General features: G+C 55.0%; 18 protein-coding genes. 12 read left to right on the forward strand and 6 right to left on the reverse strand.

The annotated features are described in order from the left end of the window. Positions 1-77: 77 nt before the first annotated feature. Together CKV99_RS12100 and CKV99_RS12105 are read left to right on the forward strand one after the other, a co-directional pair. Positions 78-866, forward strand: coding sequence for a siderophore-interacting protein (locus CKV99_RS12100; RefSeq protein WP_092260438.1), 789 nt, complete (start codon positions 78-80; stop codon positions 864-866). Between the two features lie 150 nt (positions 867-1016). Further along, positions 1017-1847 carry an ABC transporter ATP-binding protein gene (locus CKV99_RS12105; RefSeq protein WP_092260436.1) on the forward strand — a complete coding sequence of 277 codons (831 nt, stop codon included), beginning with the start codon at positions 1017-1019 and terminating at the stop codon, positions 1845-1847. Between the two features lie 94 nt (positions 1848-1941). On the opposite strand, the gene CKV99_RS14840 is transcribed toward CKV99_RS12105, so the two are convergent. From CKV99_RS14840 to CKV99_RS12115, 3 genes are all read right to left on the reverse strand, one after another. After that, positions 1942-2094: a Glu/Leu/Phe/Val dehydrogenase dimerization domain-containing protein gene (locus CKV99_RS14840; protein ID WP_231910053.1), complete on the reverse strand. Its 153-nt coding sequence runs from the start codon at positions 2092-2094 to the stop codon at positions 1942-1944. A gap of 51 nt (positions 2095-2145) precedes the next feature. Further along, positions 2146-2328, reverse strand: coding sequence for a hypothetical protein (locus tag CKV99_RS14845; protein ID WP_231910055.1), 183 nt, complete (start codon positions 2326-2328; stop codon positions 2146-2148). A 479-nt stretch (positions 2329-2807) separates the two neighbouring features. After that, positions 2808-4559 (reverse strand): ATP-binding protein, encoded by a 1752-nt coding sequence (locus tag CKV99_RS12115; protein ID WP_092260435.1) that lies wholly within the window; start codon positions 4557-4559, stop codon positions 2808-2810. Between the two features lie 315 nt (positions 4560-4874). Here CKV99_RS12115 and CKV99_RS12120 point away from each other — a divergent pair, with 315 nt between their 5' ends. Genes CKV99_RS12120 through CKV99_RS12130 form a run of 3 tightly spaced genes read left to right on the forward strand, consistent with a single transcriptional unit; the run spans position 4875 to position 7803 of the window. Further along, complete coding sequence (locus CKV99_RS12120) at positions 4875-5951, forward strand: FecCD family ABC transporter permease (RefSeq protein WP_231910056.1); 1077 nt, start codon at positions 4875-4877, stop codon at positions 5949-5951. Beyond that, positions 5948-7027, forward strand: a complete 1080-nt coding sequence (locus tag CKV99_RS12125) for a FecCD family ABC transporter permease (RefSeq protein WP_092260431.1) — start codon at positions 5948-5950, stop codon at positions 7025-7027. Before CKV99_RS12120 ends, CKV99_RS12125 begins: the two co-directional genes overlap by 4 nt. Continuing rightward, entirely contained in the window at positions 7027-7803 is a 777-nt protein-coding gene (locus CKV99_RS12130) for an ABC transporter ATP-binding protein (protein ID WP_231910058.1), read from the forward strand. Before CKV99_RS12125 ends, CKV99_RS12130 begins: the two co-directional genes overlap by 1 nt. A 45-nt stretch (positions 7804-7848) precedes the next feature. Here CKV99_RS12130 and fepB read toward each other — a convergent pair whose 3' ends face one another. The 3 genes from fepB to CKV99_RS14370 form a co-directional block, all read right to left on the reverse strand. Then, positions 7849-8943 carry a Fe2+-enterobactin ABC transporter substrate-binding protein gene (gene fepB, locus CKV99_RS12135; RefSeq protein WP_157728460.1) on the reverse strand — a complete coding sequence of 365 codons (1095 nt, stop codon included), beginning with the start codon at positions 8941-8943 and terminating at the stop codon, positions 7849-7851. A 190-nt stretch (positions 8944-9133) separates the two neighbouring features. Beyond that, entirely contained in the window at positions 9134-10396 is a 1263-nt protein-coding gene (locus CKV99_RS12140) for an alpha/beta hydrolase-fold protein (protein ID WP_092260425.1), read from the reverse strand. Positions 10397-11042: 646 nt separating this feature from the next. Continuing rightward, the gene (locus CKV99_RS14370; protein ID WP_143063472.1) at positions 11043-11657 is read right to left on the reverse strand and encodes a hypothetical protein; all 615 of its coding nucleotides are present in this window, start codon (positions 11655-11657) and stop codon (positions 11043-11045) included. 995 nt (positions 11658-12652) lie between these two features. On the opposite strand from CKV99_RS14370, the gene CKV99_RS12150 reads away from it, so the two are divergent. From CKV99_RS12150 to CKV99_RS12175, 7 genes are all read left to right on the forward strand, one after another. Continuing rightward, positions 12653-13384 (forward strand): SPFH domain-containing protein, encoded by a 732-nt coding sequence (locus tag CKV99_RS12150; RefSeq protein WP_092260421.1) that lies wholly within the window; start codon positions 12653-12655, stop codon positions 13382-13384. A gap of 31 nt (positions 13385-13415) precedes the next feature. Then, positions 13416-14741, forward strand: coding sequence for a lactate racemase domain-containing protein (locus CKV99_RS12155; RefSeq protein ID WP_092260419.1), 1326 nt, complete (start codon positions 13416-13418; stop codon positions 14739-14741). Between the two features lie 406 nt (positions 14742-15147). Further along, on the forward strand, positions 15148-15816 hold the full coding sequence (locus tag CKV99_RS12160) for an Abi family protein (protein ID WP_092260416.1): 669 nt from the start codon (positions 15148-15150) through the stop codon (positions 15814-15816). A 223-nt stretch (positions 15817-16039) separates the two neighbouring features. After that, on the forward strand, positions 16040-16660 hold the full coding sequence (locus tag CKV99_RS12165) for a PepSY domain-containing protein (protein ID WP_143063471.1): 621 nt from the start codon (positions 16040-16042) through the stop codon (positions 16658-16660). A 72-nt stretch (positions 16661-16732) separates the two neighbouring features. Further along, complete coding sequence (locus CKV99_RS14375; protein ID WP_157728462.1) at positions 16733-16900, forward strand: hypothetical protein; 168 nt, start codon at positions 16733-16735, stop codon at positions 16898-16900. 10 nt (positions 16901-16910) lie between these two features. Next, positions 16911-17618 carry a DUF6198 family protein gene (locus tag CKV99_RS12170; protein WP_092260414.1) on the forward strand — a complete coding sequence of 236 codons (708 nt, stop codon included), beginning with the start codon at positions 16911-16913 and terminating at the stop codon, positions 17616-17618. A 4-nt stretch (positions 17619-17622) separates the two neighbouring features. Next, positions 17623-18291 carry a YczE/YyaS/YitT family protein gene (locus CKV99_RS12175; protein WP_092260412.1) on the forward strand — a complete coding sequence of 223 codons (669 nt, stop codon included), beginning with the start codon at positions 17623-17625 and terminating at the stop codon, positions 18289-18291. Positions 18292-18327: the final 36 nt, after the last annotated feature.

Raw genomic sequence — 18327 nt, forward strand, 5'->3', positions numbered from 1 at the left:
CAGAATCCATGATCACATAGATAGTATGCTTATCGTTTTGCTTAGGCAAGGCTACCCTTACTCTTTTGAGGTTACTGATGAACCACTCGCTTGAACTCCTTACAGTTACATCTAACCAACTACTAAAACCTCGATTACGCCGACTCACCTTTTACTCTCCGAGCTTCCAGGATTTCCGTCTGACAAGTCCGGACGAGTTTTTCGGTCTCCTCATGCCGCAGAGCGGGCAGCAATTCCAGCCGTTCAAACTCGAAGGAGCGAATATCCGCGCTGCAGTTGCCCAACTACCCAAGACGATTCGCCCCGACTTGCGGTGGTATACCATCCGCCACCACCATCCAACAAAGGCAACGATTGATGTCGACATCGTGACCCACGGAGACAACGGGCCCGGCTCGAGGTGGATCAGCAGTTCCCAGCCGGGAATGACGGCGGGCATGTACCGCTGCGACGGCCTTTGGGCTCCTCCGACTAGTTCTCAGCTCCTTCTCGCCGATGCTTCAGCGCTACCCGCTCTCCGACACATCCTGGAGTACTGCGAAGCACACATGCCCTACTCCCTTTCCATTACCGACGTGATCGCAGTAATTACTGATTTCGACGAAGTGGAGGATGGATTAACTGACCAGTGGGCCAGAAAGGTCCGGACCCTGCGCATTATAGAACCTCAAAAAACCGCCGAACCGGAAGCAACAATAAGGGAGATGAATGACATCTGCTCCAAGAATATTCCCACCTCCGTCTGGGTCGCCGGAGAAGGAGAAATCGCCAAAGCGGTACGGAGCACCGCCCTTGATACATGGGGCATACCCAAAGAGCAGGTGACGTGGTCTCCCTACTGGTTTTACGGGCGTGCCCGCCCCTAAGGCAGCCCGCACCCTAAACCCCTAAAGCCTTAAATTCACTAGAGTAGGCTACCCTTCATCAACCAAGGGCGTGGTGATTGGCAATCGACATTAAGTGGACAGCCTTCCATGCCTACTACTTTTCCTTCGCTGACTAAGAGGAACCAGATCATGAAAAGCCACTATCCGCCCCTTGACGTTACACAGCTGCGAGCGGGATATCAGAAGGGGCGAGATGTTGTCAAGGGTATTAGTTTACAGGCCCTGGCAGGCAGCGTAACTACCTTGATCGGCCCCAACGGCTGCGGTAAATCTACGCTGCTTAAGTCAATGTCCAAAGTGCTAGCGCCCTCTGAAGGCTCCGTGTCAGTCAACGGTGAAAGCATTCATCACCTCACTGCCACTGAGGCAGCTCGACTGGTTTCCATGCTCCCTCAGCATCCAGTAGCGCCGGAAGGTTTACAGGTCGGAGAACTCGTCGCCCGAGGACGGCATCCTTGGAGGCGCCGTTTCGGCGGTCTGTCGAAAACGGATCAGCAGGCTGTGGCTAGGGCTTGTACCGAAACCAACATCGCGCACTTGGTAGACCGGAGCGTTGACTCCCTCTCTGGTGGACAACGACAGCGGGTGTGGCTAGCCATGATCTTGGCGCAAGATACCCCGGTAATTCTTCTTGATGAACCTACAACTTTTCTCGATCCCGCAAACGCCATTGCGATGCTGCAACTAATCCGTCGGCAAGCCGAAGCCGGTAAAATTGTGGTGATGGTGTTGCATGATCTGACTTTGGCAAGCCAATATTCAGATAGCATTTTCATAATGAAAGCTGGTGAGGTGATTTCTGAGGGCCGCCCAAAAGAAGCATTCACACCGGACGTGCTCGCCCACGCCTACGGTTTACACGCAGAGGTGTGGGATGACCCAACGAGCTCAGGTCCAGTGATAGTTCCTCGTGGTTTAAGTGAATCGAGCGAAGGAATAAACTTGAAACCGCTCTCGTAAACCGTCAACGTTAAACCCTTGCAGATACCACTAACGCCTTCGAAACCACCATCGCCATCTCGAAATTAATCCTGAAGTACTACCTCCTCGCCCATCACCAAGGCCAGGCACAAGCGGACAGCCTGAAGATAATGAGGTCTTCCTTACTCGTTCTTAGGGGAACCACACTACCCTTACCACCGTACGGTAGGTTGAGTAGCGCACACTTCCGCGTCATCAGCATCGACAACGCACGAACCTCCTTCACATCCTCCGCGTAGCGGGTACCACCCTTGCCGGGGCCGCGGGTAAAACTGTGCTACGCACGGTTGCCGTGCAGAACTTCGCGCTTATCATCATCACGGCGTACCGGAATGGCAACCGACAGCTCACGACGCGGAGTGGCCAACAATTCATAGTCATCATCAGAAACCCGGGACTTCCCGAACTGCTTCTTGGCATCATCAAACGCCGTGCCAGTTTCAGAGGTGATCTCTGACACAGTATGGTTCCCTCTTAGGCTTTCGCTTCGCGCTATTGCCTTACGAAAATAATTAATACTTTTTACAAATTTGTGCCTCCCCAGCTATTTATGATTACAGCAGGCCCGGCTCGACATCAAGCGAAGTCAAATCTTAAGCCTCACGTAAACACCGACGCCCCTAGCGGCACCGTTGACCCGGGAACGGAACATCCCACTCAACATAACACTGTGGGAAGTTAGTGGGTAGCTGGTCAACCGGCCTCCACGACAGCATTTCCCCAGGGAGTTGTTTGAAAAGCGCTTTTCGACGTTATAAACAACTCCCCAACAACTAACTAACAACTATCGGCCATTTTCACCGAAACAAAAACACGTTTCAGCAGCTCACAATAGTTGTTCAGAGTTGTTGGAAAGTTGTTGGAGAGTTGTTTGGAGTTGTTGGATAGTTGTCTCCCCATGGCTTTCCACCACCTTGCCGCAACTCACCTATTGTTTCGTTATAACGCTATCCACTTTGTGCCTGGTCCCCGCTGTGGGCCGGTCGGATCAATGTGGGCACGGCCCAAGGTTCGAAGATGTCTCAGGTGTTCGGTTGCTTCCTGCCTACTGATTCCAGTTTTTTCACTGACCTCGGCAGAACTGAGGGCTTCCCCAGAGTTTAGGCGTGTTTCGATCCATTCTTGGACAGTGACAGCAGCTATTTCACCAGGTTTTAGCTTGCCCATAGTTTTCTGAGCTTTGGCACTGAGGACCCATTCATCAGCGCCACGAACTGTGTCGAGCACCCCTAGGTCACGCAGGGCTGCCATTAGTTCTTTTACTTCTACGCGGCTTGCTTGTGTCTTCTCCATCGCCGTTTTCTCAGTGATCATTGGCGAGTGCCACAGGTGCCATAGGACTATCAGCGTATTCACGCTCTCGGCTAGCTCGGGGCCGAATGATTCAGTCAGGGCGGCCAAGGCTTGCATAAAGGTGGTGTCTGGCTGCCCTGCCGCGAGAACTACTTCGACAGAATTCTGTGTGGCCTCTACTTCAGGAGCGTCACGGCCTGTTCGCAGCATCGATGCCCACATCCGATCAAATCCACGTGAGCTCTCTTCCGCCAGGCCCAAGATGCGCATTGCGGACATCAAGCGGTTGTTCCGTGGGATCGATTGGGTTGTTAAAAGATTGTTAGTAGTTACTCCGTCTGGCAGCGGTCCAGGGGACCAAACCTTCAGCACGTGAGGGGACTGCTCAATAACCACTGGCGAAGGTAATCTCCAATCGCGGTGAATGAGGGCATTAACTACAACTTCATCAACAGCTTGTTCAGGAAACCGAGGGATGGCAATTTCTTGCCCGTCTGGATATAGCACTCGATCGATTTCCCTTCCAGAGTTTTCCAGGATTAGTCTGCGCAGAGCCGGCAGCGCCAAAATTAGCGGGCCGGAAAATTCAGCGACTGCGGGATCGACTCCGGGGAAGTTCCGCCATAAATGGCGGATGGTTACTTCCCCGGGCAAGGATTCGCCGAAAAGTATGTCTGCCGCCTTTTTCGGATGGCCTGCTTCATTGGTTAGGCCCAGTTGCCGGAGTACACCTGTTGTCGTCTCGATGCCTGAAGCATCTTCTCCTTTGCGCATTCTTTCTCGCTGGAGGAGCGTTCTCGCTTCCTCAATAACGTCGAGTCGGTAATGAGGTTCTTTTGCACGACTTAGCTGATTAGAATAATCAGGGTTAGCTCTTGCTGCAATTATTGCCTGGCGCTGTGGTTGGTCAAGAGGTTCGCAGGAGGTTCCCTGCCTCCGGGTGGCGCGGCCGTCTTTCCGGGTATAAAGAGTAAAAGCTTCTGGAATGAAAATAAGAAGTAGCCGACATCCGTACGCTTCTATTGTCTTGACATCGACGCGTAGATTTGGCTCGGTCCGATTAAAAATCGTGCGGGCCACTTCCTCTTCACCACATTCTGTTCCTGTAAAGGCTCCTTGGCCAGAAGTTTTATCAGCTACGCCAATTACGATATGGCCGGTGCCAACATCACTATTCGCCATGCAAATTGCTTCGTCGATAAGCTTTTCAAAAAGCTGTGCCCGAGGATTGCCTTTCCCTCCGGTCTGGCTCCTCGAGCTCACAACCTGCGGGTCTTCTTTAAATTCGAGTATTAACGATTCGTGCTCGTTCGCCGTCGAACCCTGATGGATGGATTCCAAGGCTGTGGCGATGTGCCCAGGGATGCCATGCTGACTGTCCTCTATCTTCTGATCCATATGGTAATTCTACATTTCCCCAGGGAGTTGTTTGAAAAGCGCTTTTCGACGTTATAAACAACTCCCCAACAACTAACTAACAACTATCGGCCATTTTCACCGAAACAAAAACACGTTTCAGCAGCTCACAATAGTTGTTCAGAGTTGTTGGAAAGTTGTTTGGAGTTGTTGGAGAGTTGTTCATTAATCGCCACCGTCTCGCGCTTTTGCAGCAAACAAAGGTTAGGCTACCCTAATACCCAATCGGTGAGATGAACTCTGCCGAGCCGTTTAAAGTCCAACCTGAGAATGAGAACAGATGTCAGCTCGAGGCTCATGAAACAACAACATCAACCCCTCCCCGCTCGGCGATCCAAGCCTGTTTCGGCAGTCATGGTTGGACTGCTGATTGTCATTCTGGTCACGCTCAGCCTGGGGGTTAGTTTTTCCGTAGGGGCTCGCTCTACCGATTTGGTCGAAGTGTGGCAGGCATTACCACACGCGTGGGCATACCTGCTGGTGCCCGGAGCTGCTGAAGCAATGCCCCACAATGACATCGTTCTTCTCCTAGCGCTGCAGCGGATTCCGCGTTCCCTGCTAGCACTGATCGCCGGGGTATGCCTCGGCACGGCCGGAGCGCTCATGCAAGGATTTACGCGAAATCCGCTGGCTGACCCGGGAATCCTCGGCGTTGGCGCCGGCGCCTCGGCCGCGGTGGCGATTGGAGTTGCCCTCGGGCTTATCGACGATTCCTCCGCCTACACCATTCCAGCCATGATTGGGGCACTGCTGGTTACTATTTTGCTGTTCGCGCTGTCTTCCCGCGGTTCAATATCAAGCAGCCCATTAAGTTTTGTACTAGCCGGAATGGCACTGTCCGCCTTACTATCCGCTGTAGTCAACGCTCTAGTGCTCGCGGATTTCACTGTGCTGGATGCCTTGCGCCACTGGGCAACCGGTTCTGTGGCCGGCCGGGATTTCGGGGTAGTGGGCATAGTGGTCGGCCCCACAATGCTTTTCCTCATCCTCGGATTACTTCTCGGCCCCGGCCTCAACCTGCTTGCCTTGGGAGAGGAAACTGCACATTCTCTTGGTCTGGCTGTGCGCCGACAGCAAACCCTCGGCATTTGCGCCATCGCTGGATTAAGCGCCATGGCCGTCTCTGCTGCTGGCCCGGTTGCCTTTATCGGCTTGGCGGGCCCGCACATGGTCCGCGCTTTCGTTGGCGCCGATTATAAACGAGTCCTCCCATTATCAGGCCTGGTGGGAGGATTTCTGGCACTGTGGGCCGACATTGTGGGCAGGGTTATTGCCGCACCGGGCGAACTACCTATGGGTATTGTCCTTGCGATATTTGGCGTGCCCATGTTCATCTGGCTGGTTTTGCGTGGCCGGATTGGAGGCAATCTATGACAAGTAAGGTTATTTCGTCGATAAGCCTGGGCAGACTGTCCTTTCGCCTCAACCCGCGCCTTGTGCTCTGCCTTGGTGTGACACTCGTGCTGCTGTTCATTGCCGTGGCGTGGTCAGTTACCCAAGGAGAGTACTCCCTCACACTTGGCGAGGTCCTTACTGTGTTCGCTGGTGGCGGCAGCACAATCGAACGGGCTGTAGTCTTCGACTTACGCCTAGGCCGCAGCGTCGTGGCCTGTGCCGTAGGTGCTGCTCTGGCTTATTCCGGGGCATTGACCCAGTCGACGGCGCGTAACCCCTTAGCAAGTCCAGATATCCTCGGAATCACCCACGGCGCCGCATTCGGTGGCGCGCTAGCCATCATTTTCGCTGGCAGTGGCTCTGGAGGGGCACTGGAATCAGGCGCCAATATTATTGTGCAGAATGTGGGCTTGCCGGGAGCTGCCATCGCAGGGGCACTAACGACGGCCAGTGTCATCGCGCTACTGGCGCGCTCTGTGCGCGGCTCAATCCTCCAAGTGGTGTTGGTGGGTGTCGGTGCGTCAATCTTTCTTTCTTCGCTCACCTCATGGTTATTGGCATGGGCCCAATTGGATCGGGCAGCCAACGCCCGGCTGTGGTTAACCGGCTCTTTAAACGGCCGTGATTGGTCGCACGGTTGGGCACCGCTTGTCGTACTGTTGATCGCAATAGCGCTTGCCGGTTGGCTCTCTTTTCAGCTTTCAGCTTTGGTCCTTGGCAACACTACTGCCCACGTTCTTGGGCACCGAGTAGGTTTGGGCTACCTCATTCAATTGCTCACCGCTGTGGTGCTGGCCGCCGTGGCCGTATCGGCTGCCGGACCAATCGGTTTCATCGCCTTCGTATCCCCCCACTTGGCACGCGGATTAGCAGGAACGCCCACACCCCCGCTGGTGTTGTCCGCATCCATCGGCGCAGTAGTGCTCTTAGGGGCTGACCTTATAGCGCGCGTGCTACTTCCATGGGAATTACCGGTAGGGGTAGTAACGGCCTTCGTCGGTGCTCCCTTCCTCCTCTTCATGATTATCCGCATCCGCCGGAAGGAGACAGTCTAGTGACCACGCTTTTTCGCTTCGACCGCCTAACATCGGGCTACGGCGGAGATCCCGTGATCAAAGACCTTGACGGATACATCAACGAAGGAGAGATCACCTGCCTGATTGGCCCCAACGGGTGCGGAAAATCGACCCTGCTGAAAACAATGTGTGGCCTGCTGCCCTATGAAGGAACAGTTGAATTTGGCGGGCGTGAGCTCACGAACTGGGGTAGAAAAGAACGGGCGCGAGAAATGTCATTGCTGCCACAATCGCCTACCGCCCCGGCAGGGCTGACAGTGCGAGAGCTCATTGCCAGGGGGCGACACCCCTACCAGTCGTGGCTAACACAATGGTCAGACCGCGACGATAGTGTCGCTGCCGAAGCGATCCACACAACAGGGGTTGCAGGGATCGTCGACAAGCGTCTCAATGAACTATCCGGCGGGCAACGCCAACGAGCATGGATTGCCATGGCCATCGCCCAAGACACCCCGACAATGCTGCTTGATGAACCCACCACATTCCTTGACCTAGCAACTTCGGTGGAAGTTCTCAGACTAGTTCAAAGCCTCAACCGCACCCAGGGGCGCTCAGTGGTGATGGTTCTTCATGACCTCAACCTGGCGGCCCGTTTCAGCGACCGCCTCATCATGCTCAACCGGCACGGCACTATCGCCGCTACCGGCACACCAGGCGAAGTGCTTCACAGCGAAACTTTGAAGGAGGTCTTCGATCTTGATGCTGTGGTTGTTGACTCACCTGTGAACAACCACCCGTTAGTAGTCCCGCGCTAACCAAGCGGCGGCTAACCAAGCAGCATTGAGGCGGAGCTCTATTAGTTACTCTGCTCCGGAGATCTCCACCAGGAATTCAACCAACGCCTGTGCAGTAAAGGCATCAATGCGGAAGAAACGAGCATCCAAGTTAACCACATTATCGTTCACCACCGCTGGAATCTCAGCCAGCGCGGGATTCGACTTGAGCTGCTCATCCGCCGGTTTCGCGGTATCAAAACTCAAGGCAAAGACAGTCTCACCATCCAGTGCCAACGGAAGATTCTCAGCATTAACCGGGTTAATATCACCCCGGTTGCTTCCCTGCTGCGTCTGGGCAACCAAATCCGGTGCTGGGGTTGAAAGCTCGATACCGAGATCAGCAAACACCTGTCCCTGCGCTGACTCACTGGTGAAGAAGTTCATGCCATTGTCCTTGTTAAAGGTCACCAGATTCACCGGCTCGGCGATATCAAGATTGCCTTTCGCCTTCTTAACAGCATCTTCATAGTCAGAGATCACCTTCTCAGCTTCCTGCTCCAAGCCAGTCGCCTTTGCTACCTCCTGGGTGGTTTCCTGCCACGACTGATCCGAGTAGTCAATCACCTGAACAGGGACGATATCCTTGAGCTGATCGTAGATCTCGGCACCGCTATCTGCACCCACATTGGACATCACGACGAGGTCCGGCTCCTGCTCCAGAATCGCCTCTGCGTCCGCCGACCCGATAGTGAAAATCGGCTCAACTCCACGTTCCTCTGCGATATCGTTCCACGCCAAACCAAAACCAGTTCCGTCAGCAAACATGGGTGTATTAGGGTTTCCACCACCAGAAGCCACCACCGGAGCGTCGATAGCCAGAAGCGCGCCAGTTAAAGTTACTGAGGCAGAAACTACCCGCTCTGGCTGCTCAGGGATCGTGATCTCGGTTGGTTGCCCGTCTTTATCGAGGGTCTCCAAGGTGAGGGGAAAGGTTGATTCCGCTGAATCTTCAGCGGTCTCGGCGGAATTAGTGTCGGTATTGTCTGCCACGCTGGTGGATGTTGAATCAGCATTCTGCCCACCCGTATCAGCGCTTTCCGATGAACAAGCCACCAGACCAGTTGTGGCGACTACAGCGCAGCTGATCGTAGCCAGTGTGCGTCGAAAGTTTTTGACCATGTTTCTTCTCCTCATAAGCGGCTAGAGAACAATTATGAATTGTCCCTGAATTATATTAGGGTAGCCTACCCTTATTCTCGCATCTAGGGGAAGATACTAACCGGAGACAGGGCTGACAGGGCTGACAGGGCTGCCACCGAGCGAATCGGCACGGTTCCAGACTTGGCCCGCGGCTGCACATGGCCCGCAGCTATATCAAGACAGCACGTAGAGCGTCGAAAAGCGCTCCGCGCCACCAGGCATAATCATGACCACCGTCATAAATGGAGAAGCTGCTGCGCCAGCCCCGATGCTTCAACACTTGTGCAAGACGCTCGACCCGTTCGACGCTGAACCCCTCTTGCTGCCCGACACTCAACAGGATCTTTTCACGGCCCACTGGGAGTTGTTCGATTTTTTCGGTTACCCAGTCGACCTGCCTATCAGACCACGTGGCGGGTGCGCTTTCCTCACCCGGTGTCCACCACAGTGACGGGGATTGGCTGATGATGGCACCAAATACCTCCGGCTCTTCCATCAGGAGTTGTAAGCCCGACAAACCACCCAAACTCTGACCGGCGAAAACCATCGAACCAGTAGTGACACCAACCCCAGATTGGTCAGCCCACGCCACGGCTTGTCGGGGCAATGCGTGCGCCAGATCTGCAAAGAAATTGCTGTTGCCGGCCAGGTGTTCTCGCCGGTCTCGCGGCGAGGTGCTCACCGCCCCCACCACAGCCAACGGGGGAAGATAACCCCTGTGGATCGCCCTATCGAGGGCTCCAGGTAAGTCCAGTCCGTCAAACCAAACATCGGCATCTGTCAACACTAGTAGCCTCAGCGGCTGGTTGGTGGCTTGACAGTACTCGTGGTTAGGCAGGTAGAAGTGGCATTTGCGCTTGTGGTCTGCGAACCGCAGCGCTTTAGTTCCATGCCGACCTGCCGGAGCAGAGCCGAAGCCTTGCCAGCCTGAGCCTTGCCAGCCTGAGTTTTCCCAGTCTGAGTTTTCCCAGTCTGAGTTTTCCCAGTCCGGCTGGGGGGCCGCACTCGGCCCGGCATACACGCTCCAGCCGTTACACGATGAAGGATTAAGCGGATCCGGAAGAACGCTGGGGCCCTGGCCGGGTGGCGGAGTGGTCTGTGGAATCGGGCCGTTGATAGCAGAAAAACCATATGAGGCACGCAAGGTGGCTGGCAAATCCAATGTCAGCACCCACAGCGATGTGCCTGCTACGTTTTCCATCAGGCCCCGGGTCAGATTGGTCTTGTCACTAATCCTGTTCATACGCATCAGCACATGCGATGAATCAGGAGTGCTGCTACCAGATGCCTGGTGCCACGCGAACGTCACACGCTCAGAGGAACTATCCTGCATCGGCCAGTTATGAGAATTCAAAAACTCGGAAACAGCTGCAGGAGGCTGGTGGGAGAGCCTTCCGTGAAGCTGCTCAGCTGTGAAAAACGGGCTAGCCATGACCCGAGGCTACCTCGTCGTCAAGCACTTGTCGTCAAGCAGTTGTGGCATTGAGTTCGAGGAAGGTACAGCTTGCCCCACGGTTAGTTGCCGAAGCGCTGCTGTGCCGCCTACTTGCTGAATCCAAGTGCTGCACCAAAAATTCTGGCACCACAGGAGTCCACCGGCGAACATGAGCAGTTGCAGGGTTCGGAACGCGGGCTGCCCGCATTTCCCCAGGAAGTTGTTGAAAATGCGATTTTCCATCTTTTCAACAACTCCCATGCAACTATTAAACAATTATTGTTTTCAATAACCTACTTTAGCTCGAGAAAATCCAGCTTCTCCCCAGTTCAGGCTAGTTTTCAGGGGTTGTTTGGAGTTGTTTGGAGTTGTTTTAAACCCCGAACAGGCCAAGTCCATCCACATGCGCCATCACGCTGAGGTGTCCACGGCCGCATTGGCAAGGGGATCGAGCATTACTCCATGGCCTAAAAGGATTCGGCGTTTGGTTCTCTACAGGTTCTCCCCAGGGTCTCTTCGGTTGCCGGTTTTTGTTCTCACGGAAGAAAAACACGAAATTGGCAACCGAATGTGCCACTCGGCCCACCCTCCGACACCACTGCCCTATATTTGGACTATTGTTGGCATCCTAGTGATCACCATCCTATTGATCACCGTCTCGGTGACATGGATCATGAGCGTCCAATAAACATCCCCGGGTATGTATTCCAGAATCAATGGGGCCTGAAACCACAGCTGCCTCCCTCTCATCGGTGTATGATGCTAGCGACGCACAGAACAATCCTATAAACACCGCTACGACACAGCGAATTGTCGGGCTCAAGCGGAGATACCCGATCACCACCCCCAATAAAAACAAGACCAGAAAAAGCCCATGTCCCAGCAGCGCGTAACGCGGATCCCAGAATCCTTTGGCACCTGCGAGTAGACCGAGAGCGATCACACTCAACTGCACCAGTAATAAGGGGGCAGCGACACCCAAGAAATAACGTGACGCGAGAGAACGAGCAATAAGTACTGCCCATGGACGCGGGGACGTCAGCCAGGGTGAGCGACGCAAAACGTTGCGCTGCTGCGACTCAGTCCAGCAACCGTAAAACGTGACTATCGGGGCTGTGTACATGCAGCCCGTGTAGAGAACCACACTGAGTTCATTGAGGGAAGAAGTCCACGCCGACACAAGAAATGCAGCGACGAACCCGGTCACAGCGACTATCAGCACTGCGGCACCCGCCGCTACATCTCTTCGTAGTCTCACGAAGTCTCCCTCACATTATTGCCAATGAGTCTGGGCGGTATGAACGTTGACGGCACACCCGGTTCGAGAAAGATTAGTAGCAGTTGAACCACGTGACACATAGCTCCACATTCCCCAGCGGGTAGGTTGTGCAGTGCAATGTGCGTGTGTGGCCACATTTCCTGTACGCGAAGCGTTGTAGCAGTTGGTCCATGCAGCACGATTTAGGATATATGCTTGGCATCCGTGCGTCACACTGCCCCGAGGGCCTTCCCCAGCAGTAGATGCCGGTGCGAACAGAAGCCCGCTAGCAACTACTGCAAGGGCCAGGGAGACAATCCTTTTTTCATGGTAAAACCCTTTCCTGTGTCGGCTTACACTCGGCGAGCTGTTCGTTGACGGCAATGATGGGCCGAAAATGTGTCGCATCCTGCGCCTTGTGGGTCTTTGGGGAAACCGCGTCGAGTCCTGTTGAATCGTCGATCCGAGGAGCCATTGTCAATCACCTTAAAAGGTCGTAGTAAAAGGGTCGAAGAGTAGCTGCATGAATGATGCGTGTCGGTTTACAAGCCGGACGGCGTTGCGGTCTTGAATGCTGATGCAGTTACGTACAGCTGACGCTATCCACTGAGACAGGGCACAGTCACGGTCTGCCAAAACTTCAGCCACGCACACCCATACGGGTGTACACTGCTGTTTCCTTCCCGCCACCGCGACTAAGCTACGAAAGGTATCGCACAGGGTGAACAGGCGCTTCCGCTTTTCATTGCGGGGTGTTCCTTAACTATGAACCTGCGGTACGTGGCACGCCCCCGTGGGCAAGAAGGTTCGAGTCCTTCATTCTTTCTAAAATAGCTCCCGTTCGCCCCGGACTTTCTGCATGCTGGCCTGTGGCCCGAAACCGATGGGGCCGATGTACGGCACCCGGACGCTTCGCTGCCCCGCCGGCAGGCAGCCCGGCGCGGCGGGAGCTATCAAAACCAACTATCCGCAACAACATCACAAGGTGGTTTACCGTGGCTCTTTTTCGTCGTCGATCCGCAGACTTAGGTTGGACTACGCAAGCGGCTTTGACGCAGCAGTGGCACCCGGCGGACGGGCTGCGCAGCCCAGCTCAGGTGCCAAGCCATGCTCTTTTGCGTTCCCGTGACGGGAAAGTAGAGCCACTCCACGAACGTGAGTTTGCACGCCCCGGTGACCGCTTCCGCCTGGTGGATCTGCGGCGCCGCCACCTGTCCCTGGCTCCCCAGCAGGTACCAACCAGCGAGGGTATTGATGTCACACTGACCTTTGTGTTGTCGATCCGCGTGAGCAACCCACTGGCATATGTGCAGGCCGCGGCAGATCCTGAGAGTGAGATTTACTTGGCTGCTCAGATCGCGCTGCGTGAACTTGTCGCTGTCACTCCTCTTGAGCAAATGATCGGCTCCCGGATGGATTTGACGCCGGTAGCTCAGGCTGCAATTGCCGCAGGCCACGCGGTGGGTATAGATGTGGCACCCAATGTACGGTTGAAAGATTTTAGCCTGCCGCGGGAGATTAGTTCGGCGGTGGACCGGGCGGTCGTCGATAAGCTCAATGCTCAGGCCGATCTGGAACGTGCGCGCACTGAGGTGAAAGTGACGCGGGCACGGATGGGCACGGCGAAGGTGCTGGAGCAGAACCCGCTGCTGGCCAAGCTGGCTTTGTTGGAGGCTTTGCCGCCGGGAACCACGCTCGAGGTGAAGCAATCGGAAGAGTCCGCTTGAAACCTGGGCCTGATAAGGGAAAACTAGAGGTATGACAAAGGAAAACCTCACTCTCCCCGTGCCTGAGGGCTTGGCTGAAAGCGCCGCCCTCATTGGCTCCCCCACCGATTCGCTTTCCGACGACCAGGCACGGGACTTCATTCTCGCCCAGCTGGATGATGCCGATATTGACGATAAGAACGTGGTCATGGTCATCCCTGACGGCACTCGTTCCGGACCGCACGCGTTGATGATCCAGTCTGCGTATGACGCGATCGAAAACCGTGCGAAGTCCATCACCATTCTGATTGCACTGGGCACCCATGCTGCGATGGAAGAGGCTGCAATTGAAAAGCTGCTGGGTGTTGGCCCCGGTGAGCTCAAGACCCGCTTCCCCAAAGCTGAGATTGTGAACCATGACTGGCACAACCCGGATGCGATTGCGTCGCTGGGTACCGTACCTGCTGAGGAAATTGAGCGGCTGACTTCTGGGCTGCTGGAAGACCGTGCGATGGACGTGCAGATCAATAAGCTGGTTGCCGAGGCTGATGTGAACCTGGTGGTCGGCCCGATCTTCCCGCACGAGGTAGTGGGCATGTCTGGCGGTAACAAGTATTTCTTCCCAGGCTGTTCGGTGCACGATGTGATTGATATTTCGCACTGGGTGGGCGCGCTGATTACTGCCTCGGACATTATTGGCACCCTAGGGATTACCCCTGTCCGCCAGCTGATTAACACGGCATCGGATATGATTCCGGGTGAGAAGTTGGCCATTACTTATGTGGCTACCACCGGTGATGATGATTCCGTCACATTGCATTCCGTGGCCGTGGGCACTACCGAGTCCGCGTGGGCCGCTAACGCGGAGATTGCCCACCAGACCCATATCCGTTGGCTGGATCGCCCGTATCAGCGCATCGTGTCCAAGGTTCCGGAGATGTACGAGGACCTGTGGACTGGTGCGAAGGGTGTGTACAAGATGGAGCCGGTGTGCGCCGATGGTGGCGAAATCATCGTCTATGCACCCCACATCACTGAGATCTCCGAGATGCACCCAGGTATCGGTGAGATTGGCTACCACTGCATCGACTACTTCACCAAGCAGTGGGATAAGTTCAAGGACCACCCGTGGGGCGAGATCGCACACTCCACCCACGTGCGCGGTTTGGGCAGTTATGACGTTGAGACGGGAGTTGAAACGCTACGCTGCCAGATCACCCTTGCCTCTCAGGTTCCGCCGGAGGTGTGCGAGGCCTATAACTTGGGCTACGCCAACCCTGATGAGCTGGACTGGGAGGCATTCGAGGCCGACGAGGACACCCTTATCGTCGAGCACGCCGGCGAAATCCTGCACCGTTTGAAATCGCAGCGCGCTTAACGACGAGCACTTGCCTCGCCTTGTGGTTTTTTAGTTTCAACGCTCCTGCCACGCCACGAAGAGCCGCTGAGTATGGAAGTCACACTGTGGAAATAAGCGTGTCGGAGGGAAAATCCGCTGCGACACGCTAAAAGCTGCATTGTGACTTCCACTCTCAGCGCAAAAGGGTCGATGAATCAGCCACCCTGACAGTCAGGCGTGACTGGGGTGGTTTGGTGGAACAACAAGTGTCTTCACCAATCCGAGGGCTATATCACCCCACAGGAGAAAGAAGACATGTGCTATCAACAATCAGCCCCTTTAGGCCCTTACCCGCCCTTAATCCAAAAACAATAACCCCGGTGATATACGTCTCAAACGCAGGGATCGCTCCGAGGCTTTCATTTCCAGTGTAACACTGATAGCTATGGAACACAAGAAAACTGCAAAGAACAACCTTGAAGAATGGTTTTCACACGAGCGGATGAAGACCTACAGCTTTCACCCCGATCCCGAAGCTCTTTACCTATGGAATACCCATGTTACCAAGGCTTTCCTGGAGGATATTCAACACATAGAGGTGCTACTGCGTAACCGTGTTCACATGGTCGTTTCCGAAAAATACGGGCCACGTTGGTATGCCCATCCTCATATACCTTTTACGTTTCAGGCTAAGAACTCTATCAATAAGGCCGAACGACGTACGAGGAGTGATGAGGCACAAACACCACCGCCTGGGCGTGTAATCGCGGAACTAAGCTTTGATTTCTGGAGGTATCTTTTTACCAATACATATGCGACAACGATCTGGCCCTTGGTTCAAAAGACTCTTGTGGCCACGCAAGATTGCAACGGCGACGGCAGCCTTGTGCCATCTCTAGCCGATTTCCAAGATGAGGTTGATGTAGTCTACAAACTGCGCAATCGGTGTGCTCACCATGAGCCGATTATCAAACAGAATATGCAGAGCGAAAACACTGAGCTTGATCAGGCACAGAAAGCTATCAAACTGCTGGCCACATGGATTGACCCTGATGCGGCTGAGTGGATCACTGCACACTCCAGAATTACTGATTTACGGAGCGTCAGGCCGTAGGTTAGCTTCTGTGAAGCGAATACTGGCTCCCTAACTAAAAGGGCTCCCAAGCGCGGGGAAAATGCTTCCCATAAGAGTTGATGCCCTTTTGTTACCGTTTAGAGTTGCGCTCTCTCTGAACTGCACTTTTGCCACCTAGCGGAGCTTAACAGGCATCGTTTTTACACAGTTTCTGCAGAAGATTTAGTGGCAGGGCCAGAACCCTTCCCGTATGTTAGAAAGTATGAAAATCAATAAGAAATCTTTCATGGCAATCGCTTTTTCCGCTTCGACCGCACTAGCGCTGACCGCGTGCGGCACTGACGCTGACCCACAGCCAGCAACCGAAACTGCAGACGCAACCGACACTGCCGCAGAGTCCGCTGCAGAATCTGCATCCTCAACCGCACAGCAGTCCGCTGAGTCCGAGGCAGCCGATGACACCACAGCTGAGCCAACCGAGGCTGCGGCAGCCGCAGATGGCGAAGACCCAGTCTTCTCCGCACTCGGCGCTGTGCTTGGTGAGTACCCAGACGGCGTAGTTATTTCCATCGACCGCGAAGATGACACTGAGACCTACGAGATCGACATCGTCGACGGTGCTGACGTAGTCGAGCTGAAGGTCGATGCCGCCAACAGCAGCGTTGTCGAGGGTGAGCGCGACCAGAACGAGGACGAGGTGAACAAGGTCGCAGCCGTAAAGGTCTCCGCCGAGGACGCCATCCGCCAGGCCCTTGACCAGCACCCTGGTGCTATCGTCGATGAGGCTGAGCTCGAGGAAGAAGGCGCAGCAATCGAATGGCAGATCGACCTCGATGACACCGAGCGCAACGACGTGGGCGAAGTTCGCATCGTCGCCAACTAGTCTAGAGCCGCCAAGCGATCGTCGTTAAGCACGCGCCATCCCACCGCCTGGGGTGGCGTTAAGCTTTTCGGTATGGAAATCGACATTATCCAGCTGAAGCTGGAGCGCATTCGGGCGCGGCTTGACGCGCTCTACGCGATCGACCCCGCGGATGATCCGACGGTGCAGGCGCGTATCGACGAGCAACTCGATGAGCTGGAAATGTGGGAACAGCAGGAGAAAATGTTTCCGCCAGAGTAGCCTCTAGGCTGTGCAACTTGCTTCTCGTATTCTCACGTTGGTGGTCGGTCACGCCATCATGGCTATTGGTGTGGCGTTGTCCCTCGCGAGCGATTTAGGCACTACTCCCATCTCGGCTTTACCTGCCGTGACCAGCCTGATCAGTGGGCTCAGCGTGGGAACTACAACGGTGCTGGTTAACGTGGTGTTGGTCGTCTTGCAGATCCTGATTCTGCGGCGCGACTACGCCCCGATCCAACTGTTCCAGCTGGCGCTGCTTCTGTACTTCGGCCCGTTTATTGACGGCGCAGTGTGGTTATTAGACCAGTTGGGTGTGGGGTATTCGAATTACTTTCAGCAGTGGGTGCTCACGATCGTGGGCATCATCGTGGTGGGTATCGGCGTGACCCTGCAGGTACGTGCCAGGCTTTTCGTCCTGCCCGGTGAGGGGATTGCCCAGGCGCTCAGTTTTGCTTTACACCGCCGGTTTGGCGCGAAGCCCCGCTATGAGTTTGGGCGCGTGAAAGTTGTAACCGATACCGTGCAGGTCCTGTTAGCGCTGGTGTTGGCCTTGGTGTTCCTTGGTGGTTTCGTCGGCGTGCGCGAAGGTACGATTGCTGCCGCCTTGGCGGTGGGCTGGGTGGTTACCCTGTGTAATAAAATTGTGCCGCCGAAAGCTGACTCACGCGGCACCTCACGCGGCACCTCACGCACGGGGCCTCTAGGAGTGGAAGACTAGTACCATGCTGATACGCATTATTATCTTGGTCGCAGGTATCAGCTTGATGGCGCTTGGCGTGGCCTTAACAGTGCTGTCCACCTTGGGCACCACCCCGATTTCGGCTCTGCCTGCAGCGTTGAGCCCGATTACGGGCTTGAGCGTGGGTACGGTCACGGTGATCACGAACTCGTCGTATGTGCTGATTCAGATTCTTTTGCTGCGCGAGCGCTACCAGTGGATCCAACTGTTCCAGCTGGCCACAGGCGCGTTGTTCGGTGTGTTCATTGATGTCGCCATGTTCATTGTGGCACCCCTGCAAACCGATGCGTATCTGCTCCAGCTGCCAATGGCGCTGGCCGGGGTGGTTGCGATGGGCCTGGGGATTGGCGTGCAGGTTCATGCCAACGTGATTAATCTGCCCGGAGAGGGTCTCGTTCTCGCGCTGACTTCCGCTTTACGACGAGCCTTTGGTGAACGGAAACACTTACATTTTGGCAATGTAAAGATTGCCAGCGACTTCACCCACGTAGTGCTTGCCGTGGTACTTGCCCTGGTGTTTTTGGGCATGGTGGTGGGTGTGCGTGAAGCCACTGTGATTTCTGTATTTGCGTTAGGCCCGATTTCCAAGTGGTTCTTGGATAAGTTCCCTCCCTACCCTGCGATCGATTTCTCAGGTTTTCGGCGAGGATAAGAAGCTCCGAACTCAGAAAAGCCCTTGACAAATGCT

The organism is Corynebacterium cystitidis, assembly GCF_900187295.1.
Lineage (GTDB): Bacteria > Actinomycetota > Actinomycetes > Mycobacteriales > Mycobacteriaceae > Corynebacterium > Corynebacterium cystitidis.

Bases quoted from the DNA above. Each gene is read 5' to 3' on its own strand.
- CKV99_RS14375 (WP_157728462.1), top strand. From the start codon at position 16,733: ATGGAAATCGACATTATCCAGCTGAAGCTGGAGCGCATTCGGGCGCGG.
- CKV99_RS12155 (WP_092260419.1), top strand. From the start codon at position 13,416: ATGACAAAGGAAAACCTCACTCTCCCCGTGCCTGAGGGCTTGGCTGAA.
- CKV99_RS12125 (WP_092260431.1), top strand. From the start codon at position 5,948: ATGACAAGTAAGGTTATTTCGTCGATAAGCCTGGGCAGACTGTCCTTT.
- CKV99_RS12105 (WP_092260436.1), top strand. From the start codon at position 1,017: ATGAAAAGCCACTATCCGCCCCTTGACGTTACACAGCTGCGAGCGGGA.
- CKV99_RS12140 (WP_092260425.1), bottom strand. From the start codon at position 10,396: ATGGCTAGCCCGTTTTTCACAGCTGAGCAGCTTCACGGAAGGCTCTCC.
- fepB (WP_157728460.1), bottom strand. From the start codon at position 8,943: ATGGTCAAAAACTTTCGACGCACACTGGCTACGATCAGCTGCGCTGTA.
- CKV99_RS12100 (WP_092260438.1), top strand. From the start codon at position 78: ATGAACCACTCGCTTGAACTCCTTACAGTTACATCTAACCAACTACTA.
- CKV99_RS12175 (WP_092260412.1), top strand. From the start codon at position 17,623: ATGCTGATACGCATTATTATCTTGGTCGCAGGTATCAGCTTGATGGCG.
- CKV99_RS12165 (WP_143063471.1), top strand. From the start codon at position 16,040: ATGAAAATCAATAAGAAATCTTTCATGGCAATCGCTTTTTCCGCTTCG.
- CKV99_RS12120 (WP_231910056.1), top strand. From the start codon at position 4,875: ATGAAACAACAACATCAACCCCTCCCCGCTCGGCGATCCAAGCCTGTT.
- CKV99_RS12160 (WP_092260416.1), top strand. From the start codon at position 15,148: ATGGAACACAAGAAAACTGCAAAGAACAACCTTGAAGAATGGTTTTCA.
- CKV99_RS12115 (WP_092260435.1), bottom strand. From the start codon at position 4,559: ATGGATCAGAAGATAGAGGACAGTCAGCATGGCATCCCTGGGCACATC.